At 70.1% G+C, this 20062-nt stretch carries 13 protein-coding genes; 5 read left to right on the forward strand and 8 right to left on the reverse strand.

Going from position 1 to position 20062, the window contains the following annotated elements:
- Positions 1 to 409 precede the first annotated feature (409 nt).
- On the forward strand, positions 410 to 3991 hold the full coding sequence (locus tag ACSU53_RS03860) for an nSTAND1 domain-containing NTPase (RefSeq protein WP_437024747.1): 3582 nt from the start codon (positions 410 to 412) through the stop codon (positions 3989 to 3991).
- Here the strand turns inward: ACSU53_RS03860 and ACSU53_RS03865 are convergent.
- The 4 genes from ACSU53_RS03865 to ACSU53_RS03880 all read right to left on the reverse strand — a co-directional run bounded on the left by ACSU53_RS03865 (position 3985) and on the right by ACSU53_RS03880 (position 9497).
- Complete coding sequence (locus tag ACSU53_RS03865; RefSeq protein WP_437024748.1) at positions 3985 to 4284, reverse strand: NIPSNAP family protein; 300 nt, start codon at positions 4282 to 4284, stop codon at positions 3985 to 3987. The two genes, ACSU53_RS03860 and ACSU53_RS03865, sit on opposite strands and share 7 nt — an antisense overlap.
- A 406-nt stretch (positions 4285 to 4690) precedes the next feature.
- Positions 4691 to 5284 (reverse strand): DUF4352 domain-containing protein, encoded by a 594-nt coding sequence (locus tag ACSU53_RS03870; RefSeq protein ID WP_437024749.1) that lies wholly within the window; start codon positions 5282 to 5284, stop codon positions 4691 to 4693.
- A gap of 823 nt (positions 5285 to 6107) precedes the next feature.
- Positions 6108 to 7778, reverse strand: coding sequence for an N-6 DNA methylase (locus tag ACSU53_RS03875; RefSeq protein ID WP_437024750.1), 1671 nt, complete (start codon positions 7776 to 7778; stop codon positions 6108 to 6110).
- A gap of 447 nt (positions 7779 to 8225) precedes the next feature.
- Positions 8226 to 9497, reverse strand: coding sequence for an outer membrane protein assembly factor BamB family protein (locus tag ACSU53_RS03880; RefSeq protein WP_437024751.1), 1272 nt, complete (start codon positions 9495 to 9497; stop codon positions 8226 to 8228).
- Between the two features lie 484 nt (positions 9498 to 9981).
- Here ACSU53_RS03880 and ACSU53_RS03885 point away from each other — a divergent pair, with 484 nt between their 5' ends.
- Positions 9982 to 11064 carry a hypothetical protein gene (locus ACSU53_RS03885; RefSeq protein WP_437024752.1) on the forward strand — a complete coding sequence of 361 codons (1083 nt, stop codon included), beginning with the start codon at positions 9982 to 9984 and terminating at the stop codon, positions 11062 to 11064.
- A 91-nt stretch (positions 11065 to 11155) separates the two neighbouring features.
- Here the strand turns inward: ACSU53_RS03885 and ACSU53_RS03890 are convergent, their stop codons facing one another.
- From ACSU53_RS03890 to brxD, 4 genes are all read right to left on the reverse strand, one after another.
- Positions 11156 to 11566 carry a hypothetical protein gene (locus tag ACSU53_RS03890; RefSeq protein WP_437024753.1) on the reverse strand — a complete coding sequence of 137 codons (411 nt, stop codon included), beginning with the start codon at positions 11564 to 11566 and terminating at the stop codon, positions 11156 to 11158.
- Positions 11563 to 11997 carry a hypothetical protein gene (locus ACSU53_RS03895; protein WP_437024754.1) on the reverse strand — a complete coding sequence of 145 codons (435 nt, stop codon included), beginning with the start codon at positions 11995 to 11997 and terminating at the stop codon, positions 11563 to 11565. The genes ACSU53_RS03890 and ACSU53_RS03895 overlap by 4 nt, the downstream gene beginning before the upstream one ends.
- 797 nt (positions 11998 to 12794) lie before the next feature.
- On the reverse strand, positions 12795 to 14993 hold the full coding sequence (locus tag ACSU53_RS03900) for a DEAD/DEAH box helicase (protein WP_437024755.1): 2199 nt from the start codon (positions 14991 to 14993) through the stop codon (positions 12795 to 12797).
- Complete coding sequence (gene brxD, locus ACSU53_RS03905; protein WP_437024756.1) at positions 14993 to 16342, reverse strand: BREX system ATP-binding protein BrxD; 1350 nt, start codon at positions 16340 to 16342, stop codon at positions 14993 to 14995. Before brxD ends, ACSU53_RS03900 begins: the two co-directional genes overlap by 1 nt.
- A 414-nt stretch (positions 16343 to 16756) precedes the next feature.
- Between brxD and ACSU53_RS03910 the strand changes: the two genes are divergently transcribed.
- From ACSU53_RS03910 to ACSU53_RS03920, 3 genes are all read left to right on the forward strand, one after another.
- A complete protein-coding gene (locus ACSU53_RS03910) occupies positions 16757 to 16972 on the forward strand; it encodes a hypothetical protein (protein ID WP_437024757.1) in 216 nt (71 codons plus the stop codon).
- A gap of 123 nt (positions 16973 to 17095) precedes the next feature.
- Positions 17096 to 18913: a GmrSD restriction endonuclease domain-containing protein gene (locus ACSU53_RS03915; protein WP_437024759.1), complete on the forward strand. Its 1818-nt coding sequence runs from the start codon at positions 17096 to 17098 to the stop codon at positions 18911 to 18913.
- Entirely contained in the window at positions 18910 to 19962 is a 1053-nt protein-coding gene (locus ACSU53_RS03920; protein WP_437024760.1) for a CBS domain-containing protein, read from the forward strand. Before ACSU53_RS03915 ends, ACSU53_RS03920 begins: the two co-directional genes overlap by 4 nt.
- The last annotated feature ends 100 nt before the right edge of the window (positions 19963 to 20062 follow it).

Below are 20062 nucleotides of genomic sequence, written 5' to 3' on the forward strand. Positions count from 1 at the left end.
CTCACCTGCTGCGCGAATTCACACCTCGCGAAGTGACGAAGGGCGGGGAGTCGACGGCTGATTGATCACCGCTCGGGGAATTCGGCGTCCGGCGTAACCGACGCGCTGGGCGCCGGCCACCGAGCGCACGTACGCTGAAGCAGTCAACGAGCCGAGGTGTGATCGACCACTCGTTGCTGTCGCCGCTGCCGCCCAGCTGCCATGATCTCGCCCTGTACTGGCCGGATTCCACAGGTGTCCTTGAAGCCATCCTGGTCGTCCGCGGATGATGTTCACCGTTCCCGGCGCATCAACGAGTCCGTGCACATGGCACGGTCCCTGAGCGTCCAGGGCCACAGGGTGACGGACGGGGTGGGAGCGTGACAGTGCCGCGCGGGTACCGAGCCGGTCGGCGGGGGATCGATGCCGTATGAGGCAGCGACTTCAGCTCGTCCTGCAGGTTCTGCTGGCGCTGGTCGCCTGCCTGCTCGGGATCGTCACCAACTACGCCACCAGCGAGGACAACGCTCCCTGGGCCCTGTCGATGATCCAGCAGTGGTCGGTGCCGGCCATCGGACTGTTGGTCGTCGCCATGGTGGTCGGCCAGGTCGTCGTGTACCGGCTGGAGAACCCGGCGCCCAATCCGTCGGAGTGGCCGCGTGACCGGATTCCGTACCCGGGGCTGGACGCGTTCGGCGAGGACGAGGCTGCCGTCTACTTCGGCCGGGAGGCGCAGGCCGGCGAACTGACACGTCGGCTGCACGCCTCCGCAACTCGCCCCGCCGACCGCTTCATCATGCTGACGGGGGCGTCCGGCAGCGGCAAATCGTCACTCGTCCGGGCCGGGGTCATGCCCCGGCTGCGCCGGCGCCGGTGGACGATCGTGCCGCCCTTTTCACCGGGGCCGAACCCCTTGCACGCACTGGCCGCGTCCCTGGCCTCGGCCGGTGGCGGCAGGGAGACGCCCGACGCGGTGCTGCGGCGGCTGCGGCAGGGGCCGGAGAGCCTGCCGGCCGAGTTGTCGCGGCTGCGGGCCGGGCAGTTCCATCGGGTGCTGCTCGTCATCGACCAGTTCGAGGAGCTGGTCACCCTCGCGGGTGAACGGGAACAGGCCCAGTTCCTGGAGGCGCTGCACGCGGGCCTGCGGCAGGAGCCTTCCGCCCGCGTCCTGGCCACATGCCGGGTGGACCTGCTGGGACGACTGCTCGGGACCGGGCATGCCCCGTTCCTTCAGCACCCGGTCGCCATCGGCACGTTGAGCCGGGCGCAGCTCGTTCAGGTCGTGGAGCGGCCGGCCGCGCTGGTGGGCATCTCGTTCGAGCCCGATCTCGTCGAGACCATCGTGGACGACACCGGCACGGACGACGCGCTGCCTCTGCTCGCCTACCTCCTGCAGGAGCTGTACTTCGCCTGCGGTCCGGGCGGCACGGTCACCGCAGAGATCTATCAGCAGCTCGGAGGTGTGGTGGGGGCGCTGGCCCGGCAGGCCGACAACACGGTGGCCGCCCTCGGCGCACCAGGCAGCATCGACTTGGCGTTACGGGTGTTGCTGAAGTTCGTCACGGTCGAGGAACGGGACCTCGCCCGTCGTCCGGTGCGGCTGTCCGAGTTGACCGACCGTGAGCGGTACGTGGTGGACGCGTTCGTCGAGGCGCGCCTGATCCGCTCCTACGCCGCCGAGGGGGCCGCGGAGAGCGCGGACGGCTACCGGGACACGTACGCGGAGGTGACGCACGAGGCGCTGTTCCGGCAGTGGGCTCCCCTGCGCCAGGAGGCGGAGGCACGGGCGGAAAGGCTGCGGGAGCGGGCCGAGCTGGAGCGGTGGGCCGTGGACTGGGAACGGTCCGGGCGCAGCGCGGACTACCTTCTCACCGGGGAGCGCCTCGCCGTCGCCCAGCGGTGGCTGGCCGCGTTGGACGAGGCCGGGCAGGCGTCTGCTCCCGCCCGTGCGCTCGTGGCCGCCTCACAGCGCCGGGACCTGGCCTTCCTGTCCCGCGTCTCCGACAGCATCGGCCGGCAGGTGCTCGCGAGCGCGGAGACCGAGCCAGAGCGGGCGCTGCTGCTCTCCCTGGCCGCGCTCGATGAGTGCGCGCCGACCCCGGCCGCACGGCGGGGGCTGATGACGGCGCTGGCCATGAGTCATCTGCGGACCCGGCTGGACGGGCATACGGACACGGTCCGGGACATCGTCTGGTCCGCCGACGGGCGGTTGCTGGCGACCGCGTCCCGGGACGGTACTGCCCGGGTGTACGACGCGGAGTCGGGGCGTTCGCTGCGGGTGCTGCCGTGCGACGGCGCCATGGTGGAGTCGGTGTCCTTCTCCCCCGACGCGGCACAGCTGGCCACCGTGGGGCGCGACCAGGTCGTGCGCGTCTGGGACGCCGCTTCCGGCGAGCCGGTCCGGCAGCTCACCGGCGCCGGTGGCATCGGCCGGCGGGTGGCGTGGTCACCGGACGGAACGCTGATCGCCGCCTCGTTCAGGGACCAGGTGGTCCGGGTCTGGCAGGCCGACAGCGGCCGGCTCGTGCACGAACTGCGCGGCCACACCGGCGACGTCTGGGGGGTGGCCTGGAAGCCGGACGGCTCGCGCCTGGCCACCGCCTCGCACGACCGCACGGTGATCGTCTGGGACGCGACGACCGGAACCGCCACGACGACCCTGACCGGGCACACCGAGTTCGTGGAGGGCCTCGCGTGGTCGCCGGACGGGCAGTCGCTGGCCACCGGGTCAGGCGACCACACCGCCCGGATCTGGGACGCCCGCACGGGCGCCCTGCGGCTGCTGCTGCGCGGTCACACGGACTACGTGTGGAACCTGGCCTTCTCACCGGACGGCCGGCTGCTCGCTTCCCCGTCGTCCGACGGGACGGTGCGCATCGTCAGCACCGAGGACGCCAAGGAGGTCGCGGTGCTGCGCGGCCACGTCGACACGGTGTGGGCCGTCGCGTGGTCGCCCTCGGGCGCGCAGCTCGCCACCGCGTCGACGGACGGCACCGGCCGGGTGTGGGAGCTCCAGCCGCGGGGAGCCGAGTCGGTCCTGGTCCAGGGACACGAGGGACCGGTGCACCAGGCCGTGTGGTCCGGCGACGGAACCCGACTCGCCACCGCCTCGGACGACGGGACGGTGCGGATCTGGAGCGCGGACTCCGGCGTCCTGGCCGGGCCGGTGACGACGCCGGGCGAGCGGGTGTGGAGCGTGGCGTGGGCGCCGCACGGCGAGCGAATCGCCCTCAGCACCGCGGACGGACTGGTGCGCGTGGTGGACGGCACCGGCGGCACGGTCTTCGAACTGCGCGGTGAGCCCGTCGAGGGCTGCTCGTGGTCACCGGACGCCCGACGGGTCGCTACCGGCGGCCACGACGGCACCGTACGCCTCGTGTCCGCCGTCGACGGCACCGAGTTGCGGAAACTGACCGGGCACCAGGACTGGGTGGGACGCGTGGCGTGGTCGCCGAGCGGGCAGAAGCTGGCCAGTTGCTCCGACGATCGCACCTGCCGCCTGTGGGACGTGGCAGACGGCACCCAGTTGACCGTACTGCGCGGCCACGGCAACTACGTGGAGGACGCCGCCTGGTCACCGGACGACACGCAGGTGGCCACGGCCTCCGGCGATTGGACGGCCGCCGTATGGGATGCGGTGACCGGTCGGCGCATCGACGTGCTGAAGGGTCATGAGGGGCGGGTCCGTGCCGTCGCCTGGTCACCGGACGGCCGTCGTGTCGCGACCGGCTCGGACGACCGCACGGTGCGGCTCTGGTCCGCCGCCACGCTCGAGGAGCTGGCGGTCGTCGGTGTCCACCGGGACAAGGTGCTGTCCGTGGAGTGGTCCGCGGACGGTACGCGGCTGCTCACGGCTTCGGCCGACGGCACGGCGCGGGTGTGGCCGGCGGACCCCGATCACGACCGGCTGGAGGCTCGGGCGCGCGGACGTGTGTTCCGCACGCTGGATGCCGAGGAGCGGCGACAGCATCTCCTGCCGCCCGACGACCCGTCTGCGGCAAGCGGTCAGTAGCGCTGCTCGACCGTGCGGTCGTCGGTGTGCAGCAGGTAGTCGTCCGGGTCGAGGCCCATCGCCTCACGCTCGGGGGACGCCCAGTACAGCGCGTTGCGCTCCGCGAAGGTCTCCGGTCCCTCGTAGGAGATGAGCCAGACGAAGTGGTTGCGCTCCCGGTCCACCCAGGCACCGCCGATCTCGAAGCCCAGCTTCAGCCGCAGCGGCACGATGTCGTTGCGCCAACGCTCCACCCACTCGTCGAGCAGCCCTTCGCGGACGGTGTAGGTACGCAGTTGCGTGGTCCTGGGCATCTCGCATGCTCCCCTGTCGATTTCGAGCAACCGGCACATCGCCCGACACCCCGCTCCTGCACGCCGGACCGACCGGCCGAGCGGCCGCTCCCACCGTACGGCACACGGCACGGGCTGGGTTCAGACACCGGTCGGGTGGTGTCGCCGTCCGGGTGAGTGCGCGGAGCGCAGCGTGACCGGGCCAACAGGGCCACGGACTGCTCCTGGTGGCTACGCTTGCCGAGCAGTTCCGATCACTCCACGGGAGTTGCGCCCCACCACCCCGGGCCGGTGGGCAAGGTGGAGCCCGGTGATTCACCAGCACGCCCTCGGCCCGAAGCAGCAACCCGATGGCTTGCTCGTCGGCTTCGAGGAGGTCGCGCAGCGGATGACCGGCGGCTGACGCGACCCCCTGCGACCACTCCGGCTAAGCCAGCTTCCACTCGCCGGTCTGGTCGGCGAAGCCCGAGTCCATGGTGAACTGCACGGTGGCGAGCTTCGCCGCCTCGGGAACCTCGAAGACGACCCAGCCGAGGCCCTGGGCACCCGGCTTGAGCTTCACGCTGGACGCCATGGTGGGACCGGCCGTGATGTCCCCGAACGTGGTGTCGAACTGCTGCCCCTCGCTGTCAGCGACCTGCGCACCGTTGGAAGGGCTGTCGCTGTAGGCAGCCTCACCGGTGTTGACGAGCTTGAACTGCACGCCAACCCATCGCTTGCCCGCATCCGGCTCCATGAACTGGTCCGCCGACTTCGCGGGGTCGGCGACCTTGACAACGGTGACGTCCAACTGGCTGCCGTTCTCCATCCCCCGCAAGGTCAGGGTGTCCCCGACTTCGGCGATGTCAGGGGCATTTTCCTTCTTCTTCTCCTTCGAGGAGCCCTTGGCACTCCCCTCGTCCTCGTCCGCGGCACTGCTCTTCGGCTTGTCCACGACAGTGTTTCCGGTCTCACAGGCGGTCAGAGTGAGCGCGCCGAGGGCCGCGAGGACGGCGAGTGTGGTGCGACTACGGGCGTACATGGTCCCCCCAAAGGACAGTATTGACAGTTCACAGCCAGCCCTCACGGGCCAATGACCCCTACGGACATGCGTCAACGTATCCGGAACCTGTTAACTATGTCAACACGATTCATGGCGTCACATGGTCGTCGAGCAACCGGAAGGTGAGATGCGGCCGCGCGCGATCGGCACGCATCGTCCGGACGTCAGGGTGGAGAGTGGGCCTCGCGTCACGGCTTGCACCCACCAGCAGCCTGTGAGACAGCTACGAACGTCTCGGAGCAGCCCGTCCGAGCGCGTACGGGAGGCCCTGCAGAGGTGCGGCACCGCACGGTGGCCGAGCTGCGGGCGGACAGGTGCTTCACTCGAGAATGTCGGCAGGGCCCGCGATCCGCGCCTGCGGACCGTCCGCATCAACGAACGCCCGCACGGCGTTGGCCTCGCTTGCTGACGTCGGCAGCGACGTTTCTGCACCCGTTAACGCTGCTGCACACCGAGGCCCTACTCCGGCGCGTCCGAGCGCCTGTGTCCAACCAGCTTCGCGACGCGGCCGGTCGACGTTCACCAGGTGGCCGAGACCGAGCAGCCGGCACCCAGTGGGTGAAGGCAGGCGGTCACCGGCGCCGATCCTCTGTTGTCCGCTCACGGTCCCGATCAGGTGCTGCGAGAACTCGGTGTCGAGGACCAGGTGCTCACCGGGGTACTGAGGAGCATCGGCAAGCCACAGCCGGCGGCGTGCGTGGCTCTACGGAAGGGCCGGCTCTACGTACTGCTGTACTTCCCAGTTCGGCCGCGCCCGCGGGCCGAGTCCGTCACCGCCGTTGTGCGTCGGGGTGGTTTCCGCTCAACCGCTCCGTTCCTCTGGCGCAAGTGCGCCATTGCTCAGTCCGTCCTGCGCGAGAGCGGCGATCTGTCTGCTCAGCTCCGCCACGCGACGGGCCCGCTCCTCGAACTCCCGGAGCGCGCGGAACGCCGCGCCGTACCGACGCTGAGCAACGATGTCCATCTGGGGGATCCGCGCACCCTTGCCGTCCAGCCGAAACGTTCCACTGGCGCTGGTCGAGCGGCGGCTGTTCGCTGCGCTGTGCAGGAAGCCGCGCAGGAAGTCGGTGTCGAGCTGATCGCTCACCGAGACGGGCTCCGGGTCAGCGTTCTCCACCAGACCGGCTCGCATCAGATCGGACACGCTGACGCTGGGCCCGTCCAGGGCGCCCGTGCCCGCGCCGGCGGCGAGGGACGGGAGGAGTTCGCCGACGCGGCGCACATGCTCGGTCAGTTCTCGGCTCAGTGCCTCGTACTCGGCGACGTAGTCGCGGTGGAACTCCTCGACGTGACGGCTCGGAGTGAGGTCCACCAGATCGTCCAGCAGGTCGATCTGCGCCACGTCCCGGGTCTGTTCGGGTCTCGGCTCCAGCGGGCCGTCCGGCTCGTTGCCTGTCAGGTCGACCATGCGGACGGTGCCGGTCGTGTCGTCAGGTGTCCGGGGCCGACGCAGGTGCCACAGGTGGACCGGGAGCGCGTGCGAGGCGGCGGTACCGGGTGCCAGTGCGGTCACCTGGATGAGGATGCCCCGGCGGACGAGTTCGGCACGGATACGCCGCCCGGCCTTGCGGTACGCCACCGAGGCGGGCATGACCATGATGACGTGACCGCCGGGCGCGGTGTGCGCGTAGGCGTGCTGGAGCCAGGCCAGCTCTCCCTCGGCCCGTGACGGGGTGCCCAGCTCCCAACGGGGGTCGAGCAGAAGTTCCTCCCTGCCCCAGTCGGTGTCACTGACCGGCGGGTCGCACACGACCAGATCGGCCCGGCAGTCCGGCCACTGGTCGGACCGGAGCGAGTCGCCGTGGGCGACTTCCAGGTGCGCCGGTTCCGCGAGCCGGGCCCGCCACTGGGCCAGCCGTGCGCTGCGGGCGTCCACCTCCTGGCCGTACCGTCGGGCGGCCTTCCCTGCGCCGACGGTGAGCAGGAGGGTGCCGACACCGCACGCGGGGTCGAAGACCACCGTCGCGTCCTTCGCGACGTCGGCCGCCGCCCGGCGGACCGCACGGATCACGCGGGGGGACGTCACCTGGTCCGACCCCGCACGCCGCACCGACTCCGTGAAGCGCTCGACCAGGCCGTTCACCACCTCGGCCGAGCCGCTCGCCGCCGCCATGCGCCCCGCCAGCTCGACAGCCCGACCGGGGAGTGCGGGCGGCGGCCCCTCGTCAGGAGCGGCCAGCGTCTGAGCCAGATCGGCGAGACCACTGAGCATGTCGTCGCCGTATGCCCCGCGCAGCACCTGCCACAGCTGAACCTCGTCGGTGACGTCCTGCCCCTTGCGCTGCTTGTCCAGCCACGCCTGCACCTCTGCGAGGTCGTAGAGCGGACTGTTCGCCCCGCCTCCGGCGGGTGCCGGGAAGTCGTCGTACCGCCGTCGCCAGTTCGACACGGCAGCACGCGTGACACCCGCGATGCGGGCGATTTCGGAGCCGGTCACCAACGGGTTCGTCGGGCTGGCAGGGGTCTTGGCCATACGGCTAAAGGTACACAGGTCACTGTTCAGCGACAATAAACGGCGGACGTTGACGACGTCAACGGAAGCCGCTCCCCGGACCGACCCGTCCGGCTCCAGGAAAGAGGGGCCGCGACGCCGTCGGCCGCCGGACTTCAGCAGACGACGACGTCGGATCCGTTCCCGCCAACTCGGTTGCGTCTCTCCCGTTCTTGGTGGCTCGCCGACCCGTGGTGGACCAGGCCCCCCGAGGTCGAGGAGATCGTTCGGTGGTATGCCAGGAAGCGAGCCGGTGCGGTGTCCTGCCTCTCGGCTGGTCGTCTGAGCGGGGCGGGCCACGCACGGGACTTCGCCGAGTGCCCGGAGTGCCCCGTGCGGGTCAGCCGCGGGGTCCGCGCGGTGGCACTGCCCCCTCCGCGCTCACCCGGGTCCCGGCGTCACGCCCCCCGCCGCGCGTCCGGCCGAGCGTCACACCGGCAGTGCGTGCAACTCCGTGCCGTGCAGGGCGAAGACGCGCTTGCCGTCGGTGGCCACCAGCCAGGTGTGGTGGTCGCCGGTCCCGTCGTTGAACGTCCAGCGCACCTCGCCGGTCTTCGCGTCCATGGCGATGATGCCGCCCTGCTTGTCCAGGTCCGTCGCGCCGTAAAGGGTGTTGCCCGCCTTGACGTACTGGCGCGGCACCTGGAGTCCCGCCGACGCGAGCGCCTCGGACGTCCAGAGCTGCTGACCCGTCCGCGGATCGACGGCCCGCATCGTCCTGGCGCTGTCGGCGATGTAGAGCACGTCCTCCACGACGGCCGGCTCCTTGAAGAGGGCGAAGTCCGCCGCCTCCAGGGACCACCTCTCCTTGCCGTCGGACACGTCGAAAGCCTGGAGCTTCTGCCCCTGCGGGACGATGACCACATCCTGGTGGACGGCGAAGAAGCCGTAGTTCGTCCTGGTCGTCTTCCGCGTCCACACCTGACTGCCGGTGGCGGTGTCGCGCACGGTGAGGTTCTTCTTGAAGTCGGTGTAGACGAGGTGACGGCCGCGGACGGCGGCATGGATGCCGTTCTGCATGGTGCCCAGGTCGCGCTGTTCCCTCCAGGCGATTCTGCCGGTGGTGCTGTCGAGAGCCGCGATGACGTTCGTCTTCGAGGAGCCGTCGTCCTCGAGGATCTCGGCGATGACGTAGACCTGCCCGTCGTCCACCGCGATCGGCCGCGGCTGCCGGTAGCCGTCGCCCAGGCGGCTGCGCCAGGTCTCCTTGCCGGAGGCCGGGTCGTATCCGGTGACGGTGCCGTCGTACGTGTTGCCGGCCAGGTACAGGGTGCCCTTGCCGAGCAGCAGCGGCGCCCCGGGGACGGTGCCGCCCGGCAGGGACCACTTCTGGCGGCCGGTCGCAGTGTCGAGGGCGGCCAGGGGGCTGCCGCTGGCGAGTACGACGCCGCCCGCGACCAGGAGTTCGTCGTTGTCCCCGTAGGTCTCGGCCGAGGTCGACTTCGTCCACAGCGGTTCCGGGGCTGTGCCGTCGGTGCCGGCGCCGTCCGCGTCGACGGAGGCCCTGCCGCCGTCCTTCGGCTTGTCGGCACCGGCGGCGGGATCCTCGACGTCCACCGCTTCCTCGTCGCAGCCCACGGTGCCCGCGGTCAGAGCGGCCAGGGCGAGACCGCCTCCGGCCAACCGGAGCACACGCCGACGGGACGGAGACCTGAAGGTCCCGGACGATCTGTCGTTCGACGTACTGGCTCGCATCGGCATTCGCCGTACCCCCGTGCATCGGTCTGATCAGGAACACGTGCACCACCCTGTGCAACGCGAGCAGGAAGCGCCTCGACCCGATATCAACGTGCGGGCCAACCCACCCCTGCGACCAGGAACGTTAATCGGTGTCCTGGGCCACGCCCGCCCAGAGATCCCAACTGGCACAGCACCGTGAAGCAATGGAGACAACAGGCACCCACGAGTTCGCGGACGCCGTTGGCTGCGGCGTCGGAGAGCACAAGCCGACGGCTGCCCGGACGTGAGACATCCACGGCACCCAGCCGCTCCTACGAGCTACTGCGAACACCTTTGCGACAGGTGCCGGCAGCAGGCATACTCCAGGTTCTTCGCGATCTTCTGACGCTCCGCCGCCCCATACCCCTTCCCTGGAGGACCTCGCACGATGGGTCGACTCGTGCGTGTGCACCCATGTGTACACGGCCCCCTGACGGTCATGCGCTGCCGGGGCGGTGCATAGTCCGTGGATGTCGCACGCGTCATCGTGATCGCGCTGGTGGCGGTGATCGCTGTCGCCGCATACCGCCGCACCATGACCGGACCCGCCGCGCCGAGGGGATCCGCACGGCGGGCGCAGGCACTCGGCCTGCGCCCGCGATCGGCCCAGAACACCCGGCAGGTCGCCGCTGACCCCGAGCTGGAACGGGCACACGCCGCAGCCTCCCGGGGCGACTGGGAGCCGGCGGCCCAACTGCTGACCCGGAGCAGGGAGCTGGGTGACTGGGGGCGCCGCTCCTTCCACGCCGACGTATTGGGCGACCACGAGGCCGCGCGTCCCGGGAGTTGGCTGGAGACGTGGGAGACGGCAGTCGGTCCCGACGATCCCGACGCCGCGTTGATCCGGGCACGGGCGACGGTGTCCCTGGCCTGGCATCTGCGGGGCGCCGCCTGGGCCCGGGAGACCAGCCGGAAGCAGTTCCAGGAGTTCCACAACGTCCTCGTCCAGGCACCGGCGTTGTGCGCCCGCGCCGCGCACCTCAACCCGGGCGACCCGTGCCCGTTCGTCACCGAGATCTGGGCCGCGCTCGGCCTCGGCGCATCCCGGGAGCAGATGCGGCAGATCTGGAAGGAGGTGGCCGTCCGGGACCCGCACCACTACGGCGCGCACCGCGCCGCCCTCCAGTACTGGTGCGCGAAATGGCGCGGGTCGGCGGGCCTGGCCGCCACCTTCGCGCAGGAGGCCGCGGCGACGGCTCCGCCCGGCAGTCTCCTCACCGCACTGCCACTGACTGCGTGGTACGAGCACCATGACACGACCGCCGAGACGGACGACTTCCGGACGCCCTCTCTCGTCGCCATGGTCGACGCCGCTCTGGCCGACGCGGATGCCGCCCCGCCGGACCACCCGGACACGGCGTCCGTACGGCATCTGCTGGCCTACTTCCTCACCCGACAGGGCCGGTACGACCTGGCGTTGCAGCAGTTCCGCCTGGTCGACGGCCATGTGGACGCCCTGCCGTGGCGGTACTTCGACAATCCGGCCGCCGTGTACTGCGTGTGGCGGGACCGGGCGATCCAGGGCGTGCAGGGGCGGTTCACCTCATGAGGGTCGTCCGGATGGCGGCTCCCGGCGGCTCCCGGCGGCTCCCCGTGAGCAGGGCCGGGTGGGCGCGGGTCGTGCGCAGCGGACGGGGCGACTACCGCAATAGCGCATGCGTGTTACGCACCGCGTGCCACAGTCCCGCCCCCAGCGGGACGACCGTCACGGCGAAGAAGACCCAGAAGAGGAATTGTGCGCCCGGCGCGAGTTCATAGGTCGTGCCGTCCTCCCACAGGCAGTAGGCCCGTGGCGGGAACGGGGTGGAGACGCCGGAGACCTCCCCGTCGCCGATGATGCCCTTCTGGTACGGCTCCCTGGGGCAGGGCGCGGTCTCCGGAAACAGGGACGGGTCGTCCGCGACCATGATGACCACCCAGGTGATGGCACCGAACGGCACCGCCCAGAACGTCGAGGTCCGCACCCACAGCGGCAGGTGCGGATGCACCAGTAGACCGCGCAGTGCGACCCAGCCGACGCCCAGGACGGCGAAGACCCACAGCAGCGTCATGACGTCGCCTCTGCCTTGGGTGCGCGGAGTTCGGACGCGTAACCCGCGCCGATCGCCAGCACGGGAGTGGTCAGGGCGAGGGACGCCGCCGTCCAGTTCATCCAGACGTAGGCGGGGCTGCTGGAGTACACGGTGCCGTCGTCGCGGACGCAGTCGAAGCGGAGCGGCAGGTAGGAGGAGCGGTGGTGCGAGAGGCCCTGCTTCTCCTCCGGGGAGGATCCGTCGCGGCAGGCCGGGGCCGGGATCGAGTCCGCGCCGTCGCCGAACGCCTGCTCGGACGACAGGACGGCGAAGAAGCCCAGCGAGTAGACGGCTGCCGCGGCCCAGGCGGTCACTGCAGCGGCGCGGCGCAGGAGGTACCGCGTCCAGGGCTCCGGCCGGCCCGGCAAGGCCATCGCCGCGACGTCTGCCAGGACGACGAGTGCTCCCACGCCACAGGCCAGGGAGGGACCCAACCCCACTATCACGCGCATCACGTCCCGTCGGTGCCTCGTCAGAACGACCGGGCTGCACACGGCCACGCCGACCCTAGTGCGCAGCCGATCGGCTCGTGCCGGTGGGTGGATGCGGGCCGAGGGGTGGGGGGCGGCCGGGATCAGGGGCGTGCGCCCGTCACGATGCGTCTTCCATGGGCTGGGTCTACCTGGTGTTCCCGGGAAGGGTTGTTGCTGCTCAAGGCGGTCTCCACCGCCTGACGCAGTCCGACGCCCAGGCCTTCCCGGTAGGCGCATGCGTATTCGGTTCGGCCGAGCGCCTCGTGGGCGTTGCGGGTGCAGCGTTCCCGGTGAGCCGTCAGGGAGGCGAAGCCCGACAGTCTCGGGTTGGCTGCCAGGCACCGTCCACTGCCCCGAGCACCATGGCGTCCGAGCGGGCGTCGGCGTACTTCACCGAGGCCCCCGGCGACGAGGGCAACCAGGCGGCACAACCGCAGGAACGGTGCGGTCAGTTCTTCCCGATCGGGAGTCTCAGGCACGGGGACGGATCGGACGGGACGGGCGCCGCTGTTGGGGTCTCGCATCGGAGGCCAGGCCGGGGCGAGATCGGATGGCTGCGTCTGGGGCCGGACATCCGGGCCGCATTCGACCAGGACAATGACGGGCTCCTCGTCCGGAATGCGGTCGAGGAAGGCCGTCGGGGCTTGTGCCGCTGGAAGGGCCCGCAACGTGATCCAGTGGTGACGCCGGAGCCGGTCGGAGGTGAGCGGCCGACTCCTTCTGTCCGCCCGGTCTCATGATGTGTGCTGGAAACGCACCGGCTCCGCGAGTACGGCGCGGGCGCTCTCGAAGTCGGCGAGGCGGGCCGCAACCGTGGCGACGGCGAGGCGTTCCGGTAGAGCGGCGGAGAACTTCAAGCCGCGTACGGCCCGCGGGTCCACATCCGGCAGGACGAAACCCTCGCCCGCGCTTTCGCGGGCCGCGCGCCAGTCGGCCGGAGTGAGGTCCTCGCGCAGGCGCACCCAGCAGTCGGTGGGACGCTGCAAGGGGTCGGCCACCGAGGGGAGGGTGGCGGCGAGAGTGGCGTTGGCCCGGTAGCCGGCCCAGGTCCACCAGCGGACGTCAGCGCCGACGCGTGTGATCAGTGTGCCGCTGGGACGGACGGTGTCCGGGGCGTCGGATTCGCGCTGCTCCGCCAGGCACGCCTCGGCACGTCGGGTGAGGGAGACGGGCGGGTCCGTGCCGAGCAGCACCTCCCGCATGGCACGGGTGAGGGTGTAGGAGAGGCCCGCGATGCCACCGTTCATCCACTTGGCGATGCCGCCACCGTCGGCGGGTTCGACGAAGACGCGTTTGCGCAGCCAGTCGATGTAGGTCACCTGCCAGCTACGCCCGCCGAGCAGCAGGCGCCGCGGGCCCGGCCGTTCCTCGGTGAGAACACTCGGGTCGGTGCGGCCGATCTCGGTGCGCCCGGAGAGCACGGTGAACTGCGGCGGTGCGGTGAAGGAGGCGGTGAGTTCGATGAAGTGGCGCTTTCCGAAACGCCGTTCCGCCTCGGGGCCGACGAACAGCATGCCGCCGTCACTGTCGAGGAAGCCTTCCTCGGTGAGGTGGCGCAGGATCGGTGCGGCCGACCTGTCGAAGGGGGCAAGTCCGTTCCACTGCCGGTCCCACAGGCGGTCGCCCAGCTTGTGCTGTTGCAGGGTGACGGCCAGGAGCTGTTGAGCCACGAGGTGACGGGGCTCGGGCGGCGGGAGCACCGGTTCGACCCAGCCTCGTGACCAGAGCAGCAGCAGGCCGGCCGCCTGGAGCAGCGTGTCCTTGGTGGTGGTGAGGAACAGACAGTTGCGCAGGGTGCCCGCGCGCCTGCCCGTGCGCCCGATGCGTTGGAGGAAGGAGGCCACGGACGCCGGGGAGTCGATCTGGATGACGCGGTCCAGGTCGCCGACGTCGATGCCGAGTTCCAGGGTGGAGGTGGAGACGATGACGCAGTCGCGCGCCTCGGCGAAGGCCTGCTCGGAGCGGGTGCGTTCGTCGACGGAGAGGGAGGCGTGGGACAGGAAGACGGTCACCTCGCGAGCGCGGAGCGCCGCGCCCAGTTCCTCGACCTGGCGGCGCGAGTCGCAGAAGACGAGGCGCTTCTCGCCGCGGTGCAGGGCGGCGATGAGCTTGGCGGCGTTGTCGAGGGAGCCCACGTAGTCGAGTTCCACCTCACCGGCGGGCCTGCGGGAGGGAGCTTCGTCGGCCTGATCCACGCCTCCGTCCGCACCGGTGGCGGGCAGGTGAACGCCCGGTGCGACGACCCGTCCGGCGCGGTGGCCGGCCGCGGCGCCCTGCAACCAGCGCAGCAGGTGCTGGGGGTTGCCGACCGTTGCCGAAAGGCCGATGCGCTGGATGGGCCGACCGGTGACCCGCTCCAGCCGTTCGAGCACGGCGAGCAGGTGCCACCCCCGGTCGTCGCCCGCGAAGGCGTGCACCTCGTCGACGACGACGGTCCGTACGCCGCCCAGCAGCCGTGCGTGGTCGGTCTTGACGCCGATCAGCATCGCCTCGAGCGACTCGGGTGTGGTCAGCAGGACGTCCGGTGCTTCGGTGCGGATGCGCTGCCGCTGTGACTCCTTGGTGTCGCCGTGCCAGAGTGCGGCGCGCCGTCCCAGCCACTGGGCGTAGGTGTCGACGCGGCCGACCAGGTTGTTGAGGAGTGCCTTGAGGGGACACAGGTACAGCACTGAGGTGCCGGTCCACCGCTGTTCGGCCATCGCCGACAACAGCGGGAAGCAGGCGGCCTCGGTCTTGCCGCCGGCCGTCGGGGCCAGCAGGACGGCGTCCTCGCCGTCCATGAGCGGGGTGATCGCCGCTCGTTGCAGAGGGCGCAGGTCGGGCCAGCCGAGGGTGTTGACGATGTGGTGGAGGACGACGGGGTCGAGCCGGTCGAGTACGTCGGCCTCTCCCCCGGTCGGCTCCGCCCCGGCCGGGCTGTCGGCGTCCGCCATCACAGTTCCAGGTCGATGTCGTCGGCGGACGCGGAACCGCCGATGACCGTGGCGGCCAGGTTCCGCTCGACGTCGGTGAGCTCACTGCTCGCGACCGTCAGCTCGTAGTGCTGCCGGGGGTCGAAGTCGTCGAACTGGTCCACGCGGTCGAGCACGTCCCCGACGAGCTTCTTCAGGAACAGCCGGGGCGCCACTCCGACCTTCCCGCCCAGTGCTCCGCCGACGGCCCGCGCGAGGTCGGCGACGTAGGTGTCGTCGACGACCGTGCGCACGCGCTCGGGCGACGTGGCGGCGTCCGCGTACAGGTCCCGGATGATGACGCCGAGGCCGACCAGGGACTCCTGGGTGAAGCCGGGCAGCCGGATCTGCACCGCGCGGGGGTTGTCGAAGCGCGGGTCGGTGGTGAAGTCGGTGGCGAGCCGCTGGGCGAGCGGGGCCAGGCGCTGGACGCCCTGCTGGCCGTCGTAGAAGGCCGGTGTGCCGGTGATGACGAGGTACAGGCCGGGGAAGCGGCCGGAGTGCACCTCGTCGATGAGTTGCCGCAGCGCGTTGAGCGCCTTGTCGCGGGCGTCGGAGCGGACCCGCTGGAGCGTCTCCACCTCGTCGAGGACGACGAAGAGCCCGGTGTGCCCGGAGTCGCGCAGCACGGTGAGCAAGCCCTGCAGGAAGCCGAGCGCTCCGAAGTGGTCGAGGTCGCCGCGTACACCCGCGGACCGACGAGCCGCCGCCGCGACGTGCGGCTGGCCGCCGAGCCATGCCAGGACGGCCGCGGCGGTCGCCTCGTCGCCGTCTGCGAGGGCGGATCGGTAGCCGCGCAGGGCGGTGGCGAAGGACGGGGCATGCCGGGACACCTCGGCGAGCCGCGCCACGAGCAGTTTCTCCACCTCACCGGGCAGTTCCTCCTCGGTCGCTCCGGCGGCAAGGGCGTCCTCCTCCAGAGCGTAGAACCAGGCGTCGACCACGGGACGCAGGGCGCTGGGCGGGAAACTGGAAGTGGTGAGGCGCTCGGTGAGCCGCCGGTATACCGTCTCCAGCTTGTGCAGGGGTGTCTCGTTCTCCGAGATCTGGATCTCGGCCACGGCGAAGTTGCGGCGCTTGGCCCGCTCCCCCAGCCAGCGAGTGAAGAAGGTCTTGCCCGACCCGTATTCGCCGCGCACGGCCTTGAACACGGACCCGCCGGACGCGACCGCGTCCAGTTCCGCGTCGAGGGCCGTCTCGAACCGGTCGAGCCCGGTGGCGAGCAGGTCGAGCCCGCTCTCCGGTACGGCCCCGCGGCGCAGGGCGTCGACAACGGTACGGCGGCGGGCGGCGCTCACCTGGGCGGGGCGCGGGGATCCGGTGGTGCTCACGGAGAACAGTGTTCCATCCCCCGCTGGACTTCCGTGCAGGACCGGGAGTGGCCGCGGAGGAGGCGCTGCCATGGCGCGGCCTCCTGCCACGCGAATGGTCACAAGTCCAGCGACACAACCAGGAGCGATCACTCTCGTTCATATTCAAGCTCCCCGGCGACGACATATCGACAACAACCGACCATTCCCGGAAGGCGGCCGCCCTGCCCGACTGCGAGGCGGCAGGATGGCGCACACAACCGACGACCGCGTTCTCGGAGGACACATTGACTCGCTGGGCGTGCGCACTCTTACCAGCAAGTGGCTGGTTGCGGGCTCCGTAGAGCTCGTCTGCGCATCGCCGGGAGAAGACGACACCTCACGTGAGTGAGGTGTGCTTTTCCCTAAGCGAGCCAACAAGTCAATGGAGGACCGGTGTCGACCGATTCGACCCGTCAGGTGTGCCACCACCCCGCGCGTGACATCAGCATTGTCAATCTCGCGTCCGGGGTGGTCTCGCTCGGCACAGCCGTCACGACGATGGCCCTGGAGGTCAGCCCGTTGGTGACTCTCACGAGTAGCGGCGGGGCGTTCATCGCCGCCATCAGTGCGGGGCTGAACGTGCTGAACCACGTGCGGCGCGACGCGTAGGGCTTCGGGGCGGTCTGTACCGCAGGCCGCCCCACTGCCTGCGTTGACGGATCAGTTGACTGCACCGCGGCGTACTGCTGGAATCACTCTCCGTACATGGATCAGGGTGGGGAGTGGAGTCACATGGCAGCCCTCGACAACGTGAAACTCAAGGACGTCTTGGCGGATGTCGCCTCGGGCTCCTTACAGTTGCCCGACTTCCAGCGAAACTGGAAGTGGGACGACGATCGCATCAGGGCGATCATCGCGACGGTGACGCTCGACTACCCGCTCGGCGTCGTGATGACGCTGCAGACCGGAGGCGCGACCCGCTTCCGGTCCCGAACCCTCACGGGGTCTCGGCCTGACGGGGACCCGGAGGCCGACCTCCTGCTGCTCGACGGGCAGCAGCGCCTCACCTCGCTCTTCCAGTCGCTGTGGCTGGACGCCCCGGTGGAAACGGCGGACGCCCGGGGCAAGGCCATCCAGCGCTGGTACTACGTCGACATCGTGAAGGCCGTGGGGCCGTCCGCGGACCGTGACGAGGCCATCGTGTCCGTCCCGGCCGACAAGGTGCTCCGGACGGACTTCAACCGCACCGTGGTACTGGACCTGAGCACCACCGAAGCCGAGTGCGCGGCCGGCCTCTTCCCACTCCATTTCGTCTTCGACGCCCAGCGCGTCAACGAGTGGAAGAAGGCTTACATCAAGGCGGACGAGGACCGGAACTGGGACCTGTGGGGCCAGTTCGACGAAGCGGTCCTCCAGCAGGTTCGCGCCTTCCAGGTGCCGATGATCCGGCTGGCCGCCTCCACCTCCATGGACGCCGTCTGTGCGGTGTTCGAGCGGGTCAACACGGGCGGTGTACCCCTGAACGTCTTCGAACTGCTCACGGCGACCTACGCCGGGGACCGTGACTACGTCGAGCGGACCGGGGACTACTACCAGCTCCCAGAGGTGTGGCGCGAGATCAAGCAGGCACTTGCGAGCAAGTACCCGGTGTTCGGCCGCGTCGACAGTGGCCTGGAGAACGGGCTGAGCAGCATCGACTTCCTGCAGGCGATCGCATTGGTGCGCACCTGGGAGCGGAAGCAGGAGCGCACCGGGACCACGGTGTCCTGCAAGCGTCGTGACCTGTTGGACCTTCCCCTGACCGACTTCGTCCGTCTGGCACCCAAGCTCGCCGACGCCTTCGCCTGGGTGGGCGACTTCCTGGAACGGCAATGCATCGTCCGCCCGGCCGACCTGCCGTACAAGACGCAGCTCGTCCCGCTCGCGGCCGTCCGGGCCATCCTCGACACGGGGACGGACGGTCTGGGGGCGGAGGAGAAGATCGAGCAGTGGTACTGGTGCGGGGTGCTCGGGGAGATGTACGGCGGCTCCACGGACACGCGCTTCACGAAGGACGTCGAGCAGCTCGTCCCCTGGATCGCGCAGGACGACAAGGCCCCCGAAACCGTCACGGAGGCGTTCTTCTTCGTCGAGCGTCTCGACAGCCTCACGACCCGCAACAGCGCTGCCTACAAGGGCATCTACGCCCTGTTGATCAAACAGGGGGCTGTCGACTGGCACTACACGGGCGCTCCGCTCAGCCCCGGCCGTCTGGACGAGTACAGCGTAGACATCCGGCAGGTCTTCCCGAAGGCATGGTTTCGCCAGGGCAACAGTGGGGGGCAGCCGACGAACTCAATCGTGAACAAGACTCCCTTGTCCTATCGCGCCGCGATGGACATGACGGGGGCGCCGTCGTCGTACCTGTCCACGATGATCGCCGCGTCCGACATGCGTCCCGAGTGGTTCGACGACGTCCTCACCACACACCTGATCGATCCGGACGCGCTGCGCGAGAACGACTACGAGCGCTTTTACCGCGACCGCTCCAAGCAGTTGCAGGATCTGGTGCACTCCGCGATGGGCAAGCGGACCATGCTCCGTGACCTGCCGGAGAGTGACGCACGATGACGATCAGGACGCACGAACGGGATGTGGCGTCGCTCAAAGGCCGGACCGTGTCCGTGCAGGAGATCCTCGATCTGTTCCAGGTGAGGGTTCGGGACCACCGGACGGTGCACCGGATCTCGCAGTCGCTGACGGACGCGGGGCTGACCACGCTGCCGGACTTCGCCGTCTGCGGCCTGCGCAGCACTGTCGACGTCGTGCCACTGGCCGCCCTCCCCGCACAGCGCACGCCCGCCGAACCGGAGGGTGAGGCCGACGAGGCGGACGAAGCCCTGCCTTCGCACGCTCTGCCGCAACGGCTGTTGCTCGGCGACATGCCGTCGGCGCGGCGCGGCCTGGTGTCCGTCGGTCCCGGCACGCCCTTGTCCCAGACGACCTTCCTCATGCGCACGAAGGGTCTCTCCCAAGTACCGGTGACCACCGGCATGGCGCAGGTCCACGGAGTCGTCACCTGGGCGTCCGTGGCGAAGATGTACGAGGCGGGAAAGGAAGCCACACTCGACAACGCCATGGAGAAGGACTCGCTTCCCGTCGCCGACGCCCGCCAGGAGTTCTTCACCGCCCTTCCGGTCATCCGTGAGCACGGCTACCTGCTCGTCCGCGGCGACGACGGGTGCCTGTCGGGCATCGTCACCGCTGCGGACGTCACGGAGCGCTTCGAGGGAGCGGCGCGCCCCTTCTTCATCGTGGGCGAGATCGAGTCGCTGCTGCGCCGCTGCCTGGGTGCAGCACTGGACACGGAGGCCATCAAGGCGGTCCAGACGAACAAGAAGCCGGAGCAACGCACCGGCCAAGTGTCGGACCTGATGTTCGGCGACTACCTCAGGCTCTTGGACGGCGACCAGACGAAGCAGTCCTTCGCCGAGCGAGCCAATCACAACTGGGAGGCGCTGAAGTGGCCCAACATGCCCCGGGAGCAGTTCGTCGGCCTGCTGAAGCGGGTGAAAGACATCCGTAACCGCATCGCCCATTTCGACGAGAAGCCGCTCCCACCCGAGATGATCGACGACCTGACGACCTTCGCGAAGGTGTTGCGGGCGTTCGCGTCGTGACATGGCCGGCGGGGCAGTTCCTCATACGCCATGCTGGTCCGTCGTCAGGAGGAGCGGGCGTGCACCGCCTGCGGAGAAGAAGCCGTTGGGCGGACGGACC

Origin of the sequence: Streptomyces sp. enrichment culture (assembly GCF_964273255.1) — a bacterium.
Classification (GTDB): domain Bacteria; phylum Actinomycetota; class Actinomycetes; order Streptomycetales; family Streptomycetaceae; genus Streptomyces.

Coding starts and splice junctions, on each gene's coding strand:
- ACSU53_RS03860 (WP_437024747.1), top strand. CDS start 410: ATGAGGCAGCGACTTCAGCTCGTCCTGCAGGTTCTGCTGGCGCTGGTC.
- ACSU53_RS03865 (WP_437024748.1), bottom strand. CDS start 4,284: ATGCCCAGGACCACGCAACTGCGTACCTACACCGTCCGCGAAGGGCTG.
- ACSU53_RS03870 (WP_437024749.1), bottom strand. CDS start 5,284: ATGTACGCCCGTAGTCGCACCACACTCGCCGTCCTCGCGGCCCTCGGC.
- ACSU53_RS03875 (WP_437024750.1), bottom strand. CDS start 7,778: ATGGCCAAGACCCCTGCCAGCCCGACGAACCCGTTGGTGACCGGCTCC.
- ACSU53_RS03880 (WP_437024751.1), bottom strand. CDS start 9,497: ATGCCGATGCGAGCCAGTACGTCGAACGACAGATCGTCCGGGACCTTC.
- ACSU53_RS03890 (WP_437024753.1), bottom strand. CDS start 11,566: ATGACGCTGCTGTGGGTCTTCGCCGTCCTGGGCGTCGGCTGGGTCGCA.
- ACSU53_RS03900 (WP_437024755.1), bottom strand. CDS start 14,993: ATGGCGGACGCCGACAGCCCGGCCGGGGCGGAGCCGACCGGGGGAGAG.
- ACSU53_RS03915 (WP_437024759.1), top strand. CDS start 17,096: ATGGCAGCCCTCGACAACGTGAAACTCAAGGACGTCTTGGCGGATGTC.
- ACSU53_RS03920 (WP_437024760.1), top strand. CDS start 18,910: ATGACGATCAGGACGCACGAACGGGATGTGGCGTCGCTCAAAGGCCGG.